This is a genomic window from Mesorhizobium sp. WSM4807, assembly GCF_055811615.1.
In genome coordinates this window covers 1-15,658 of the sequence record NZ_JBVVQY010000037.1, presented here as the reverse complement: position 1 = coordinate 15,658, position 15,658 = coordinate 1, and the positions used below count along the sequence as shown (strand labels likewise).

The window sequence follows — 15,658 nt, the reverse complement described above, 5'->3', positions numbered from 1 at the left end:
TATGCCTCAGCCTTTCGCCGTGCGCTTGGTCTTCTTCGGATCATCGAACGGAAGCGGCTCAGCCGTCGCGCTGATGGCGCCGCTCTGGTTGCGGATCTCGAGCCTGGTGCCCTGGACGGCACAGTCGACATCGAGCCGGGCAATGCCCATCGATTTCTGGACCAGCGGAGAATACATGGCGCAGGTCACCACGCCGACCTTTTTGCCGTCGCGATAGACCGGCGCGCCCTCGTCGGCCGGCTCCTTGCCTTCGAGCAGCACGCCGAAGATCTTGAACCGCTCCTTGCCCTTGAGGCGGTAGTGCTCCTCGGCACCGCGAAAGCCTGTCTTGCCGGGGCTGACGGTGAAGTCGAGGCCGAGTTCCCACAGCGTGTCGCCGGGGCCTTCGTTCTCGAACGGATATTTCTGCGAATTGTCGTAGGGGTAGAACAAGAGGTAGCTCTCGACACGCAGCATATCGAGCGTGGTGAACCGGCACGGGATGATGCCGGCGCTCTTGCCCTCATCGAGGATGGTGTCCCAGATCGTGCCGGCATCCTGGCCACGGCAGAAGATCTCGTAGCCGCGTTCGCCGGTGTAGCCGGTGCGCGAGATCATCACCGGATAACCGAACAGTTGGGTCTGCATGTGGTGGAAATAGTTGAGGTCGCGAATGCCCGGCACATGCTTTGCCAAATAATCGACTGATGTCGGCCCCTGCAGCGAAAGGTCGTGCAGATTGTCGTCGAAACGAAGCGAGACATCGCGGCCCATGGCGGCGCGCTGCAACTCCTCATGGCCGGTGCCCGAACCGTGCACGACCATCCAGGCATTCGGGCCGGTGCGGTAGAGGATGCAATCGTCGGTGAACTTGCCGGCCTCGTTGAGCATGCAGGCATAGGCCGACTTGCCGGGATAGATCTTTTCCACGTCGCGCGTCGTCGCCAGGTCGATCAGGTGCGAGGCATGCGGCCCGGTGATGTGGACCTTCTTCAGGCCCGACACGTCCATCAGCCCGGCCTTGGTGCGGATGGCGATATACTCCTCGTCGGCGTCCTTGTCGTAGGTCCAGGCGGTGCCCATCCCGCTCCAGTCTTCGAGCTTCGAACCGAGCGCACGATGGCGATCCGCCAAGGTCGAAAATCTCCAGGATGCGGTCATGGACTTGTTTCTCCTCAACACGATTGCCGACGTTTCGCCGCTTCAGGGCACTGAGGCCCGGCGGCGGTCCGCGCCATATTGACTCAAAACTCCAAAAGCGCGCAATACTAACATGCAAAAAGTTTTACTGAGAGGCAAGGAACGCAACTGAACGGAGGGGACATGCAATGGAAGGGAATCTCAACGCGCTAACGACCATTTTCACGGAATTCTATTACTGGGTGACCATCGTCATGATGTTCCTGATCCATGTCGGGTTCTGCATGTACGAGGTCGGCGTGTCGCGTCGGCGCAATCATCTGAAAACGCTTATGAAGAACGCGATGGCGATCCCGCTCGTAACGATCACCTTCTTTTTTTTCGGCTGGTGGATCTATTTCGGTTTCCCCAACGGGCCGGGCATCGCCGGCGGGCTTGTCACCGCACCATTCGCCGAATCGTGGAATCCGCTGATGGGCACCCACCTCTCCGGTGTCAATCCAGGCGAGACGGGGGTCACGCCTACCGATGCCGCGCTGTGGCATCGCCTCAACGGCGTGTTCTGGGGCGCCTTCCTGCTGTTTTCCATCACGACGGCGTCGATCGTCTCGGGTTCGATCATCGAGCGCGCGCGCTCGGGTGCGTTCTGGATCGTCGCGGTGCTTGTCGGCTCGGTCCTGTGGATCCTCGACGCATCCTGGGGCTGGCATCCGCAAGGCTGGATGGTGAAGCTGTGGGGCTATCATGACGCCTATGCGTCGGGCGTCGTGCACGCGATCGCGGGCGGAGCGGCGCTCGCCTTTCTCATCGTGCTGGGCCCGCGCATCGGCAAGTTCAGGCCCGACGGCACGGCGCGCGACATCCCGCCCCACAATGTCTGGCTGGTCACGATCGGCTTGTTCCTGATCTTCACCGGTTTCTGGGGCTTTTATGCCGCGTGCAACATTCCACTGATCAGCCCGGCCACGATTGCCGGCCAGATCACCGGCGAGACCTGGACGGCGACCAACATCTATCTCGCGCCGACCACGCTCTCGGCGATCACCTTCAACTTTCTGATGTCGCTGTCGGGCGGCATGCTCGCCGGCTACATCGTCTCGAAAGGCGACCCGTTCTGGACGTTCTCGATGGGGCTTTGCGGCATCATCTCGGCCTCGGCCGGCAACGACCTCTATCACCCGATCCAGGCGATGCTGATCGGTGCGATCGTCCCGACCATCTGCTACAAGCTGCATTATTTCGTCGAACGTCGCTTCAAGATCGATGATGCGGTCGGCGCCGTTGCAGTGCACGGCTATGGCGGCTTCCTCGGCGTCGTGGTCGCGGGCTTCATGCTGTGGGGACAGCCGTCCTCGCCCTATGAAGGCTTCGTGCACATCAACCCGCTCGGCAATTTCGCTGGCGCGGTGCTGATGTTCGTGCTCGGCTTCGTCCCCACCTTTGTCGTCTGCAAGATCCTCAACAGCATGAACCTGCTGCGCGTACCGGCGAAGGTCGAACTCGAGGGCGTCGACTTCGCCCTCAACCATGCGTTCGACGCCTCTGTCCGCGAAGTGGGAACCGCCGAAAGGCCATGATCAAATAGTCAACGGGCAAGGAGAAACCGCAATGTCTACCAATGGAATGGAAAGTTGGGCCGTGGACCTCAAGGACATCGGCGCGATCTACCCGTTTCAGGGTTCTGAAGTCGTGATGGTCATCATCGGCCTCGTCTTCTGGATCGGGTGGCACGTCCTCCAGACGCGCCACGAGAACGCTGAAATCGAAGCAGACATGGCTGCGGATCGCACCGGAGAGGAAACCAGAAAGGCGATCGATCGCCATTCAGTCGCCACCGGTCGCCCTGGCGCGTCATTTGCACCAGGCGACTTGTCCAAGATGAAAAAAACTTTCATACGAGTTGAATTCGCTTGATGAAGCTGGTAGCACCTAAATCATACTTCAGCTCGGGAGCCTGACATGTGCGGAATCGTCGGACTGTTTTTGAAGGACAAGTCGCTCGAGCCCCGGCTTGGCTCGATGCTTTCGGAGATGCTGATCTCGCTCAGCGATCGCGGTCCCGACAGCGCCGGCATCGCCATCTATGGAGCGCCATCCGGCAACGAGGCCAAGATCACCATCCAGTCGGCAAAGCCGGAGCACGATTTCCGCAACCTGGATGCCGAACTCGCCAGGGCGATCGGAACGCCGGTGAACATCGCGGTGAAATCGACGCATGCGGTCGTCAGGACGACGCCCGACAAGATCGATGAAGTGCGCGAGGCGATCCAGGCGCTGCGCCCCGATATCCGCATCATGGGCGCCGGCGACGTCGTCGAAATCTACAAGGAAGTCGGCTTGCCGGAAGCGGTCGTCGACCGGTTCGACGTGCGCAGCATGACCGGGACGCACGGCATCGGCCATACCCGCATGGCGACGGAATCGGCAGTGACGACGATGGGCGCGCATCCGTTCTCGACCGGCGCCGACCAGTGCCTGGTGCACAACGGCTCGCTGTCCAATCACAACAATGTCCGTCGCGAGCTGATCCGCGAAGGCATGAAATTCGAAACCGAGAATGACACGGAAGTCGCGGCCGCCTATCTCTCCTCGCAGATGGCACATGGCAAGAATCTCAGCGAGGCGCTGGAAGGCACGCTGAGCGACCTCGACGGCTTCTTCACCTTCGTCGTCGGCACCAAGAACGGCTTCGGCGTGGTGCGCGATCCGATCGCCTGCAAGCCTGCCGTCATGGCCGAGACCGACCAGTATGTCGCCTTCGGCTCGGAATATCGCGCGCTCACCAAACTGCCCGGCATAGATAATGCGAGGGTCTGGGAACCCGAGCCCGCAACCGTCTATTTCTGGGAGCATTGAGTTCATGCCGGCAATCAACGTCTCCAAGGCACTCGACCAGGGCCATGCGTCACGGGTCTTCGACCTGGCCGAGATGCCGCTGCGCGAGCTCAACCAGGCGCTTCATAATTTGACCCTCGGTTCGAACGAGACCGCCTGGGAAGTGCTCAATCCGAAAGGCAGCCATTCGGTCGCCGTCGGCGTCGACCAGCCGGTCACCATCGATGTCCGCGGCAGTGTCGGCTATTATTGCGGCGGCATGAACGACGGCAGCGCCATCACCGTGCATGGCTCGGCCGGACCCGGCGTCGGCGAAAACATGATGTCAGGTTCGATAACGGTCAAAGGCGATGCCAGCCAATATGCCGGCGCCACCGGCAGGGGCGGGCTGCTGGTCATTGAGGGTAACGCGTCGTCGCGCTGCGGTATTTCGATGAAGGGCATCGACATCGTCGTAAATGGCAATATCGGCCACATGTCGGCCTTCATGGCGCAGTCCGGCAATTTGGTGGTGCTGGGCGACGCCGGCGATGCGCTCGGCGATTCCATCTACGAGGCGCGGCTGTTCGTGCGCGGCAAGGTCGGCAGCCTCGGCGCCGACTGCATTGCCAAGGAGATGCGGCCCGAGCATTTGGAGTTGCTGCAAGGCCTGCTCGACCGCGCCGGGGTGACCGGCGTCAAAGCGGCGGAGTTCAAGCGTTACGGCTCGGCGCGCACGCTCTACAACTTCAACATCGACAACGCCGAAGCGTATTGAGGCTCAATGACCTATCGCAACCCGCCGACGACGCCGCGCAAATCCGCGACCTTCGACGACTACACACTCTCCGAGATCCGCCGCGCCGCGGCGACCGGCATCTATGATATTCGCGGCGCCGGCGCCAAGCGCAAGCTGCCGCATTTCGACGACCTGCTGGTGCTCGGCGCTTCGATCTCGCGCTATCCGCTGGAAGGCTATCGCGAGCGCTGCGACACCAGCGTCGTGCTGGGTTCGCGCCATGCGAAAAAGCCGATCGAGCTGAAAATCCCGATCACCATCGCCGGCATGAGTTTTGGCTCGCTGTCCGGTCCAGCCAAGGAAGCGCTCGGCCGCGGTGCGACGCTGTCCGGCACCTCGACGACCACCGGCGACGGCGGCATGACCGAGGAAGAGCGCGGCCATTCCAAGACGCTGGTCTATCAGTACCTGCCGTCGCGCTACGGCATGAACCCGCGCGACTTGCGCCGGGCAGATGCGATCGAGATCGTCGTCGGCCAGGGCGCCAAGCCCGGTGGCGGCGGCATGCTGCTTGGCCAGAAGATCTCCGACCGCGTCGCCGAAATGCGCACGCTGCCCAAGGGTATCGACCAGCGCTCGGCCTCGCGCCATCCCGACTGGACCGGGCCCGACGATCTCGAGATCAAGATCCTGGAACTGCGCGAAATCACCGACTGGGAAAAGCCGATCTACGTCAAGGTCGGCGGCGCGCGGCCCTATTACGATACAGCACTTGCGGTGAAATCAGGTGCAGATGTCGTCGTGATCGACGGGATGCAGGGCGGCACCGCCGCAACCCAGGAAGTGTTCATCGAGAATGTCGGCCAGCCGACGCTTGCCTGCATCCGGCCGGCGGTGCAGGCGCTGCAGGATCTCGGCATGCATCGCAAAGTGCAGCTGATCATCTCGGGCGGCATCCGCAACGGCGCCGATGTGGCCAAGGCGCTGGCGCTCGGCGTCGACGCGGTGTCGATCGGCACCGCCGCACTTGTCGCGCTCGGCGACAACGATCCGCGCTGGGAGGCGGAATACAACGAGCTCGGCACCACCGCCGGCGCCTATGATGATTGGCACGAGGGCCGCGATCCGGCCGGCATCACCACGCAGGACCCCGAACTAATGAAACGGGTCGATCCGATAGCGGCCGGCCGACGGCTGGCGAATTATCTCAAGGTGATGACGCTGGAGGCTCAAACGATTGCCCGCGCCTGCGGCAAGAACAGCCTGCATAATCTCGAGCCCGAGGATCTCGTCGCGCTCACGATCGAAGCCGCCGCCATGGCCGGCGTGCCGCTGGCCGGGACCAACTGGATACCGGGGAAGAACGGCTTCTGATATCAAACTACCAAATACCAATAAGCGAGGAACTATAATGGGGAACGATCTCGCCGCCTTCGCCAAAGGGAACGGCGTCAAATATTTCATGATTTCCTACACCGACCTGTTCGGTGGGCAGCGCGCCAAGCTGGTACCGGCGCAAGCCATCGCCGAGATGCAGAAGGACGGTGCCGGCTTTGCCGGCTTTGCCACCTGGCTCGACCTGACGCCGGCGCATCCAGACATGCTGGCGGTGCCGGATCCGGATTCGGTCATCCAGCTGCCGTGGAAGCCGGAAGTCGCCTGGATTGCTGCCAATTGCATGATGGACGAAAAATCGGTCGAGCAGGCGCCGCGCAACACGCTGAGGCGGCTGATTGACGAGGCGGCGGGCGACGGTATGCATGTCAAGACCGGCGTCGAGGCCGAGTTCTTCCTGATCTCGCCGGACGGCAAGACGATTTCCGACGAATACGACACGGCGTCAAAGCCCTGCTACGACCAGCAGGCGGTGATGCGGCGCTACGATGTCATCGCCGAGATCTGCGACCACATGCTGGCGCTCGGCTGGGGCCCCTACCAGAACGATCATGAGGACGCCAACGGCCAGTTCGAGATGAACTGGGCCTTCGACGATGCGCTGGCGACCGCCGACAAGCATTCCTTCTTCAAGTTCATGGTCAAATCCGTTGCGGAAAAGCACGGCCTGCGCGCCACCTTCATGCCAAAACCATTCCCCGGCCTGACCGGCAATGGCTGCCACGCCCACATCTCGGTGTGGGACAAGGACGGCAAGACCAATGTCTTTGCCGACAACGCCATGGAGCTTGGCCTGTCGGCGAAGGGTAAGAATTTTCTAGGCGGCATCATGAAGCATGCCTCAGCACTTGCCGCGATCACCAACCCGACCGTCAATTCCTACAAGCGTATCAATGCGCCGCGGACTATTTCGGGCGCCACCTGGGCGCCGAACTCGGTGACATGGACCGGCAACAACCGCACCCACATGGTGCGCGTGCCCGGCCCCGGACGCTTCGAGCTGCGCCTGCCCGACGGCGCGGCAAACCCTTATCTGCTGCAGGCCGTCATCATCGCCGCCGGCCTCGACGGCATCCGCTCGAAGGCCGATCCCGGCAGGCGCTACGACATCGACATGTACCAGTTCGGGCATACGGTGGAGGGCGCGCCGAAGCTGCCGCTCAACCTGCTCGATGCATTGCGCGAGTTCGACAACGACAAATCGCTCAAGGCGGCGCTGGGTGAGGAATTCTCGTCGGCTTATCTAAAGCTCAAGCACCAGGAATGGAATTCCTATGCTTCCCACTTCACCCAGTGGGAGCGTGACCACACGCTGGATATCTAGAGCATCGGAACGAAAAGCGTGAGGCGATTTTCGGATGATTCCGATGCGTCAAGAAAGGTCCTGCGTGGCGCGAGCGACCTCGGAATAGATTTATGAAATACTCGATCTTCTCCCTCGCCCGCGCCGCATTTTCCGGCCACAAGACCTGGCAGCGCACCTGGCGCGACGCTAGCCCGAAGGATCACTACGACGTGGTGATCATCGGCGGCGGCGGTCACGGCCTGGCGACGGCATGGTTCCTCGCCAGTGAGTACGGCATCAGGAATGTCGCCGTGCTCGAAAAGGGCTGGATCGGCTCCGGCAATGCCGGCCGCAACACCACCATCATCCGCTCCAATTACGGGCTGCCCGGCAATACCGGCTTCTACGAGCTGTCGATGAAGCTGTGGGAGCGCATGGAGCAGGATCTCAACTACAACACTATGGTCAGCCAGCGCGGCGTCATCAATCTCTACCATTCCGATGCGCAGCGCGACGCCTATGCGCGGCGCGGCAACACCATGCGCATCAACGGCATCGATGCCGAACTCTTGGACCTTGCCGCGGTCAAGAAGATGATGCCGTTCCTGAACTTCGACAATGCGCGCTTTCCCGTGCAAGGCGGCCTGCTGCAGCGGCGCGGCGGCACGGCGCGCCACGACGCGGTGGTCTGGGGCTATGCCCATGCGGCGAGCGGGCTCGGCGTCGACATCATCCAGAATTGCGAGGTGACAGGTTTTTCGCGCGACGCCAACGGCAAGGTGACCGGCGTCGAGACTTCGCGCGGCACAATCGGCGCTGGCAAGGTCGGCATGGCCGTTGCCGGCAGTTCCTCGCGGGTCGCGGCGATGGCGGGACTGCGGCTGCCGATCGAGAGCCACGTGCTGCAGGCCTTCGTTTCCGAGGCGATCAAGCCGCTGATCCCCAACGTCATGACTTTCGGCGCCGGCCATTTCTACGTCAGCCAGTCCGACAAGGGCGGACTGGTCTTCGGCGGCGACATAGACGGCTACAATTCCTATGCCCAGCGCGGCAACATGCCTGTGATGGAAGACGTCTGCGAGGGCGGCATGGCGCTTATGCCGATGATCGGTCGCGTGCGCCTCTTGCGCCAGTGGGGCGGCATCATGGACATGTCGATGGACGGCTCGCCGATCATCGACAAGACCCCGGTGGACGGGCTCTATCTCAATGCCGGCTGGTGTTATGGCGGCTTCAAGGCAACGCCCGGCTTGGGCCTTGTGTTTGCCCATCTTCTGGCCCGCGACGAACCGCATAGGGAGGCCGCCAGATTCCGCCTCGACCGATTCCGGCGGGGCGCGATGATCGATGAAAAGGGCGTCGGCGCCCAACCGAACCTGCACTGAGGACGGTCCAAAAAGCATGCGTATTGTCTGTCCCTTCTGCGGCGAACGCGAACTCGGTGAATTCACCTATCTGGGCGACGCCAAGCCGCTGCGGCCGGCAGCCGGTGGCTCGGAAGACGAGGTGTTCGACTACGTCTATCTGCGCGACAACATTGCCGGCGAGACCAGCGAACATTGGTACCATGGCGGCGGCTGCCGGGCCTGGCTGAAGATCGCCCGCAACACGCTGACACACGAGATTTCCTCGGTCGAGCCGGCGGTGGGAGTCGGGGCAAGGCAGGTGGCAAAATGAGTATTCTTAGCCAACTCAGCGCCCCCCCTCATCCGCCTGCCGGCACCTTCTCCCCGTATAGTGACGGGGAGAAGGGAGATGGCCGCAACCTCGGCGCCCTTCCTGCTACGCTGGAGATTGGCGAAACCCTCAGTGAAGGCGTCCTTCTCCCCGTCACTATACGGGGAGAAGTGCCCGGCAGGGCGATGAGGGGCAGCGCGACGCTCTTGCATGGGGGCCGGGCATCGTGATTTCCAGCCAACCCAATCGTCTGCCATCCGGCGGTCTCATCGACCGCTCGGCGCCGCTGAATTTTCGCTTCGACGGCAAAACCTTTGCCGGCTTCCAGGGCGACACGCTCGCCTCGGCGCTGATTGCCAATGGCGTCAGGCTGGTCGGCCGCTCGTTCAAATACCATCGGCCGCGCGGCATCCTGACATCAGGCTCGGAAGAACCCAACGCGCTGGTCGAGCTGGGCACTGGTGCGCGGCGCGAGCCGAACACCAAGGCGACCACGGCAGAACTTTATGACGGGCTGGAAGCCGCCAGCCAGAACCGCTGGCCGTCGCTGCGCCACGATCTGATGGCGGTGAACCAGCTGTTTTCGCCAATCTTCGTCGCTGGCTTCTACTACAAGACCTTCATGTGGCCGGCAAAATTCTGGGAGGCGATCTACGAGCCGGCGATCCGCCGCGCCGCCGGTCTCGGACGCGCGGCGGGCGTTGCCGACCCCGACCATTACGACAAGGCCTGGGCGCATTGCGACGTACTGATCGCCGGCTCCGGCCCGGCCGGGCTGGCGGCAGCGCTCGCCTCGGGGCGCAGCGGCGCCCGCGTCATCCTGTGCGAGGAAGATTTTGCGCTTGGCGGCCGCCTGCTTTCCGACGACGGCACGATCGACGGTACGCCGACGGCCGGATGGATCTCCCGCACGCTGGCCGAGCTCGCCTCCCTGCCCGACGTCCGCATCATGAACCGCACGACGCTGTTCGGCGTCTATGACGGCGGCACCTATGGCGCCATCGAACGGATCAACGATCACCTGCCCTCCCCGCCCGAACACCAAGTGCGCCAGCGGCTGTGGCGGATCGTCGCCAAACGCTGTGTCGTTGCCGCCGGCGCTATCGAACGGCCGATCGTCTTTGCCGGCAACGACACGCCCGGCGTGATAATGGCTTCGGCAATGCGGACCTATGTCGCGCGCTATGCGGCGACCCCTGCGAAGCGGATCGCCCTGTTCACCAACAATGAGGATGGCTGGCGCACGGTCAAAACCGCGCTTGGCGCCGGACTGCAGATCGCCACGGTCATCGATGCGCGTCCGGACGTGTCCGCCACGCATCGCGCGCTCGCCGCCAAGGCCGGCTTTGCCGTTTTGAACGGCTCCGTCGTCGGTGTCGAAGGCGGTAAGGACGGTGTCAGGAAAATCTCGATATCGCTGACCGGCGGCGCACGCGCCGAAGTCGAAGCCGACGGGCTTGCCGTTTCCGGCGGCTGGAACCCGGCGGTCGGGCTGACCTCATGCCATCGCGGCCGGCCGAAATGGCAGGACGAAATATCAGCCTTCGTGCCGGACGGCGCGCCTCCCGGCATGGTGGCCGCCGGTGCCGCCAACGGCGCTTTTGGGCTCGGCGCCTGCCTGCGACAGGGATTCGCCGCCGGTGCGGCGGCAGCGCAGAGTGCCGGACACAGCGGCAATGCCGGCGCTCCGCCAGTCGCCGACGACGAGGCTTTTTCGCTGACCCCGCTCTGGCATGTTGCCGGCAAAGGGAAAGCCTTTGTCGACTACCAGCACGACGTCACCGCCGCGGACATCGAACTGGCGCAGCGCGAAGGTTTTGAATCCGTCGAGCATCTGAAACGCTACACGACGCTCGGCATGGCCACCGACCAGGGCAAGACCTCGAACGCCGCAGGCCTCGCCATCATGGCGGCGGTATCAGGCAAATCCATCCCCGAGACCGGCACGACGATCTATCGCCCGCCCTATGTGCCGGTCGCCATCGGCGCCTTCGCCGGCCATCATCGCGACGAGAATTTTCATGCGACGCGGCTGACGCCGTCGCATCACTGGGCGGCCGAACAGGGCGCGGTGTTCGTCGACACCGGCCTGTGGAAGCGCGCGCAATGGTATCCGCGCGCCGGCGAGAAGGACTGGCTGGAATCGGTCACCCGCGAGGTCAAGGCGGTGCGCGGCGGCGTCGGCTTCTGCGACGTCTCGACGCTCGGCAAAATCGACGTGCACGGCCCGGATGCCGGCGCCTTCCTCGATCGCGTCTACATCAACACCTTCTCCAATCTTGCTGTGGGAAAAGCGCGCTACGGGCTGATGCTGCGCGAGGACGGCATGGTCTATGACGACGGCACCACGTCGCGTCTGGCCGAGGATCATTATTTCCTGACCACCACGACTGCCAAGGCCGGGCCGGTGATGCAGCATCTCGAATTCTGCCGGCAGGTGCTGTTTCCGGAACTCGACGTGCAGCTCACGTCAGTCTCCGACCAGTGGGCGCAATTCTCGATCGCCGGGCCGAGCACGCGGGAGTTGCTGAAACAGGTCGTTGATGAATCCGAGGACCTCTCGAACGAGGGGTTTCCATTCATGGGAGCGCGGGAAGTAGCGCTTCGCGGCGGCATCGGGGCGCGGCTGTTCCGCATTTCGTTCTCCGGCGAGATGGCGTTCGAGATTTCCGTTCCGGCCCGCTACGGCGACGCGCTGGTGCGCAATCTGACGCTAGCCGGCAAACAATTCGGCGTGACGCCCTACGGCACCGAGGCGCTCGGCGTCATGCGCATCGAAAAGGGCCATGTCGCCGGGCCGGAACTGAACGGCACGACGACCGCCGCCGATCTCGGGCTTGGCAAGATGATGTCGACCAGGAAGGATTTTATTGGCCGCGTCATGGCCGGGCGCGAGGCGCTGGTCGCACCGGATCGGCAGGTCGTGGTCGGCATCAAACCGCCCGACAAGACGCGCCGCCTGCGCTCCGGCGCGCATATCATTCCGAAGGCCGAGAAACCGGGTCCGGACAACGATCAGGGCTATGTCACCTCGGTCTGTTTCTCGCCGACGCTTGACCAGTGGATCGGGCTCGCGCTTGTCGAGCGCGGCCGCGAGCGCATCGGCGAGATCGTCCATGCGCATGACCCACTGCGCGGCGAAGACTATGACGTCGAGCTGTGCAATCCCGTCTTCTACGATCCGGATGGAGGGCGCCAGCGTGGCTGAAATTTCGTGGATTTCTCGCAGTCCGCTGGAGCATGTCCTTGTCGTGGGCGCCTATGGCGCACGCGACGTCGCGTCGGGCATTTCGCTCACCGAGATTCGCAATTTCGACCTGATCCAGATCATGGCGCGGCGCGGCAAAGGGGCGGAACTGGCAAACGCCGCCAAGGCCCGTTTCGGCATGGCGGCTCCGGAGGTGCCGAAGACCGTCAGCGCTTCGGACGTGATGCTCATCTGGTCGGGACCGGATCAGTTCCTCGTCCTGTCCAAGGGCGGCAAGCACGCGATCGACATTTTGAGCCAGGCGTTCTCGCGATCCGCCTCGCTCTCGGACCAGTCGCATGCGCGCGCCCTGATCAGCGTCTCGGGAACGAAGGCGCGCGCCATGCTGGCCAAGCTGTCGTCGCTCGACCTGCACCCGGCGTCATTCCCGATCGGCGCCGCTGCCGCGACATCGATCGATCATACCAGTGTCAATCTCTGGCGTGGAAATGACCGGCCGGATGGGCAGGCGGTGTTCAATCTTCTGGTGTTTAACACCTTCGCCGAAAGCCTGTGGCACACGATGCTCGACGCAGCCGCAGAGTATGGCGTCGATATCGGCTATTCTGAGGAGTTGGGATAGCTGTCTGTGTCGGCGCTGCCCCTCATCTGCCTGCCGGCATCTTCTCCCCGTATAGTGACGGGGAGAAGGAGGCTGGCCGCGACGCTGGCGCATTTCTTGCAACGCCGATAATGGCGAAATCGTTGGTGGCAGCGTCTTTCTCCCCGTCACTATACGGGGAGAAATGCCCATGAGGGGCAGCGCCGACGCACGAAAGATAGCCCGAGCGGGAAATCCAACCCTTAGCGATTGCGCCCGGCGCGCCACCTCCGCCTTGCCAAATCCCGCCTTGCCTCCTATTCTTGCTGCTAAAATAATTTCACGTACAGGCAAACTTGTTTCTCGAAACACAGGGTTGAGATGAGCCAATCGCCCTACCCCGCCGTCGCCGCCGGACCGCCTCGACCGAGCCTCATCCTGCGGCCCGGCCAGATCACGCTGCCGGCCGGCATGGAGCGCTATTTCGTTCACGGCAATGGCGCGGTGCTCATCTATGTCGAGGCCGGCGATACCATCAGCGTACGCAACGTAGAGGGCGGGCAGGCCTGTGAGTTGCTGGCATGGGACAAGAGCGGCGCTACCGACCCCAGCATTCTAGGCGAGAAATCGAACAGCAACGCCGCCGGCATCAAGGCGCTGCTGGCCGATGGCGACGACAGCCTCGCGTCCTTGCGCCGAGGGCTCGAGCGACGCCAGGTGCAGCTTGATCGGGCAAAGGCGGTTCGCGTCTTCGGCGGCGCCACCCCGGCCGGCACCGAACAGAGTTTTGCTGTCGCCCGCGACGGGTCGATGCTGATCGCCGCCCCGGGCGGGCCGATGCTGGTCGATGGCCATGACACGGCGACGCCGCTCAACGTCATCGTCCGCCGCGCCACGATCCGTCCGGTGGCGAAGTCGCAATTGGACGATCCCCTAGCCGACCCGGTGCTCGACCTGCGCGTCCATTCGGCGACGGCGGAAGCCTACTTCGTCAAGGCAGGCGACTATCTGCAGATCATCGATGTCGACGGGCGCCAATGCACCGACTTCCAGTGCTTTTCGGCGCGCAAGCTCGACAAGGGGCGCGACCTTCCGCTCGACGTGACGACGACCCGCACGCTGATGGGCTCGAGCTATCCGATGCCAGGCCTGCACTCGAAATACTACGACCAGGACATGGAGCCGCTGGTCGAGGTGGTGCAGGACACATGCGGGCGGCATGATGCATTCGCGCTCGCTTGTGCGGCCAAATATTACGACGACATCGGCTATCCCGGTCACCCCAACTGCTCGGAGAATTTCAACCGCGCGCTCGCCGACAAGGGTGTAACTCCGCGCGCGGGCTGGATGGCGATCAACTTCTTCTTCAACACGGCGATCGACGCGCATGGCGTCATCGTGTCCGACGAGCCGTGGTCGCGGCCGGGCGACTATGTGCTGCTGCGCGCCTTGACCGACATCGTTTGCGTTTCGTCGGCCTGCCCCGACGACACGACGCCGGCCAATGGCTGGAACCTGACCGACATCCATGTGCGGACCTATTCCGGCCAGCACAAATTCTCGCGAGCGATCGCCAGACGCATGACGCCCGATTCGGAACCGAAAATGACCCGCGAGACCGCTTTTCATTCGAGCTTTGCCAAACACACCCGCAACTTCGTCGAGTACAGGGGCTATTGGCTGGCCAATTCCTTCGCCAGGCAAGGCCCGATCGACGAATACTGGGCCTGCCGGCAGGCCGCCGTCATCATGGACCTGTCGCCGCTGCGCAAATTCGAGGTCACCGGCCCGGATTCCGAAGCGCTGCTGCAATACACGCTGACCCGCGACGTGAAAAAACTCGGCGTCGGCCAGGTGGTCTATTCCGCCATGTGTTACGAGCATGGCGGCATGATCGACGACGGCACGCTGCTCAGGCTCGGCAAGGACAATTTCCGCTGGGTCGGCGGCGACGATCTTTCCGGCGAATGGCTGCGCGACACCGCGACGAAACTCGGCCTCAACGTGCTGGTGCGCTCGTCGACCGACCAGATGCACAATGTCGCCGTGCAAGGACCGAAGAGCCGCGACATCCTCAAGGAGATCATCTGGACCTCGCCGTTGCAGCCGTCGATCGAGGAACTCGAATGGTTCCGTTTCGCCGTCGCGCGCATCGGCGGTGGCAACGGCATTCCGGTCGTCGTCTCGCGCACCGGCTATACCGGCGAGCTCGGCTACGAGATCTGGTGCCATCCGCGCGACGCCGAAAAGGTGTTCGACGCCATCTGGGAGGCCGGCCAGCCGCATGGCTTGAAGCCGATGGGGCTGCAGGCGCTCGACATGGTGCGCATCGAGGCCGGGCTGATCTTTGCCGGCTATGAATTTTCAGACCAGACCGATCCGTTCGAGGCCGGCATCGGCTTCACCGTGCCGCTGAAGAGCAAGACCGACGATTTCATCGGCCGTGAGGCGCTGATCCGGCGCAAGGAGAACCCGCAGAAGAAACTGGTCGGCCTCGACATCGACGCCAATGTCGCGGTCGGCCATGGCGATTGCGTCCATGTCGGTCGCGCCCAGATCGGCGAGGTCACTTCGAGCACGCGTTCGCCGGTGCTGAACAAGACCATCGCGCTGGCCAGGCTTGACGTCACCCATTCCGCGATCGGCACCGAGGTCGAGATCGGCAAGCTCGACGGCCACAGCAAGCGGCTGCCGGCGCGCGTCGTCGCCTTCGCCCACTACGACCCGCAGAAGACCAGACCGCGCTCCTGACGGCAGCATCCCTTGCCTTCTCCCCCTTGTTTGGACTGGGGACATCGCGAACAGGTGTGCGAGGACATCGCGAACAGTTTGCCATCCTAT

General features: G+C 63.2%; 12 protein-coding genes. 11 read left to right on the top strand and 1 reads right to left on the bottom strand.

The window, feature by feature from the left end; genetic code table 11:
* Nucleotides 1-6 precede the first annotated feature (6 nt).
* Nucleotides 7-1,140 carry an aminomethyl transferase family protein gene (locus AC0L3N_RS29895; protein ID WP_123146948.1) on the bottom strand — a complete coding sequence of 378 codons (1,134 nt, stop codon included), beginning with the start codon at nucleotides 1,138-1,140 and terminating at the stop codon, nucleotides 7-9.
* Nucleotides 1,141-1,307: 167 nt separating this feature from the next.
* Between AC0L3N_RS29895 and AC0L3N_RS29890 the strand changes: the two genes are divergently transcribed.
* From AC0L3N_RS29890 to AC0L3N_RS29840, 11 genes are all read left to right on the top strand, one after another.
* Entirely contained in the window at nucleotides 1,308-2,696 is a 1,389-nt protein-coding gene (locus tag AC0L3N_RS29890; RefSeq protein WP_473551120.1) for an ammonium transporter, read from the top strand.
* A gap of 31 nt (nucleotides 2,697-2,727) precedes the next feature.
* Nucleotides 2,728-3,033, top strand: a complete 306-nt coding sequence (locus AC0L3N_RS29885; protein WP_473551118.1) for a hypothetical protein — start codon at nucleotides 2,728-2,730, stop codon at nucleotides 3,031-3,033.
* A gap of 45 nt (nucleotides 3,034-3,078) precedes the next feature.
* Complete coding sequence (locus AC0L3N_RS29880) at nucleotides 3,079-3,975, top strand: class II glutamine amidotransferase (RefSeq protein WP_473551117.1); 897 nt, start codon at nucleotides 3,079-3,081, stop codon at nucleotides 3,973-3,975.
* A 4-nt stretch (nucleotides 3,976-3,979) separates the two neighbouring features.
* Nucleotides 3,980-4,711, top strand: a complete 732-nt coding sequence (locus AC0L3N_RS29875) for a GltB/FmdC/FwdC-like GXGXG domain-containing protein (protein ID WP_123146945.1) — start codon at nucleotides 3,980-3,982, stop codon at nucleotides 4,709-4,711.
* 6 nt (nucleotides 4,712-4,717) lie between these two features.
* Nucleotides 4,718-6,046, top strand: a complete 1,329-nt coding sequence (locus AC0L3N_RS29870; RefSeq protein WP_123146944.1) for an FMN-binding glutamate synthase family protein — start codon at nucleotides 4,718-4,720, stop codon at nucleotides 6,044-6,046.
* 37 nt (nucleotides 6,047-6,083) lie between these two features.
* On the top strand, nucleotides 6,084-7,391 hold the full coding sequence (gene glnT, locus AC0L3N_RS29865; protein ID WP_123146943.1) for a type III glutamate--ammonia ligase: 1,308 nt from the start codon (nucleotides 6,084-6,086) through the stop codon (nucleotides 7,389-7,391).
* 92 nt (nucleotides 7,392-7,483) lie between these two features.
* Entirely contained in the window at nucleotides 7,484-8,737 is a 1,254-nt protein-coding gene (locus AC0L3N_RS29860; RefSeq protein WP_473551115.1) for a sarcosine oxidase subunit beta family protein, read from the top strand.
* A 16-nt stretch (nucleotides 8,738-8,753) separates the two neighbouring features.
* Entirely contained in the window at nucleotides 8,754-9,029 is a 276-nt protein-coding gene (locus tag AC0L3N_RS29855; RefSeq protein WP_473551114.1) for a sarcosine oxidase subunit delta, read from the top strand.
* A 229-nt stretch (nucleotides 9,030-9,258) separates the two neighbouring features.
* On the top strand, nucleotides 9,259-12,237 hold the full coding sequence (locus AC0L3N_RS29850; RefSeq protein WP_473551165.1) for a sarcosine oxidase subunit alpha: 2,979 nt from the start codon (nucleotides 9,259-9,261) through the stop codon (nucleotides 12,235-12,237).
* Nucleotides 12,230-12,859: a sarcosine oxidase subunit gamma gene (locus AC0L3N_RS29845; protein ID WP_473551112.1), complete on the top strand. Its 630-nt coding sequence runs from the start codon at nucleotides 12,230-12,232 to the stop codon at nucleotides 12,857-12,859. Before AC0L3N_RS29850 ends, AC0L3N_RS29845 begins: the two co-directional genes overlap by 8 nt.
* Nucleotides 12,860-13,198: 339 nt before the next feature.
* Nucleotides 13,199-15,568 (top strand): DUF1989 domain-containing protein, encoded by a 2,370-nt coding sequence (locus tag AC0L3N_RS29840; protein ID WP_473551111.1) that lies wholly within the window; start codon nucleotides 13,199-13,201, stop codon nucleotides 15,566-15,568.
* The last annotated feature ends 90 nt before the right edge of the window (nucleotides 15,569-15,658 follow it).

Coding starts and splice junctions, on each gene's coding strand:
- AC0L3N_RS29895 (WP_123146948.1), bottom strand. CDS start 1,140: ATGACCGCATCCTGGAGATTTTCGACCTTGGCGGATCGCCATCGTGCG.
- AC0L3N_RS29890 (WP_473551120.1), top strand. CDS start 1,308: ATGGAAGGGAATCTCAACGCGCTAACGACCATTTTCACGGAATTCTAT.
- AC0L3N_RS29885 (WP_473551118.1), top strand. CDS start 2,728: ATGTCTACCAATGGAATGGAAAGTTGGGCCGTGGACCTCAAGGACATC.
- AC0L3N_RS29880 (WP_473551117.1), top strand. CDS start 3,079: ATGTGCGGAATCGTCGGACTGTTTTTGAAGGACAAGTCGCTCGAGCCC.
- AC0L3N_RS29875 (WP_123146945.1), top strand. CDS start 3,980: ATGCCGGCAATCAACGTCTCCAAGGCACTCGACCAGGGCCATGCGTCA.
- AC0L3N_RS29870 (WP_123146944.1), top strand. CDS start 4,718: ATGACCTATCGCAACCCGCCGACGACGCCGCGCAAATCCGCGACCTTC.
- glnT (WP_123146943.1), top strand. CDS start 6,084: ATGGGGAACGATCTCGCCGCCTTCGCCAAAGGGAACGGCGTCAAATAT.
- AC0L3N_RS29860 (WP_473551115.1), top strand. CDS start 7,484: ATGAAATACTCGATCTTCTCCCTCGCCCGCGCCGCATTTTCCGGCCAC.
- AC0L3N_RS29855 (WP_473551114.1), top strand. CDS start 8,754: ATGCGTATTGTCTGTCCCTTCTGCGGCGAACGCGAACTCGGTGAATTC.
- AC0L3N_RS29840 (WP_473551111.1), top strand. CDS start 13,199: ATGAGCCAATCGCCCTACCCCGCCGTCGCCGCCGGACCGCCTCGACCG.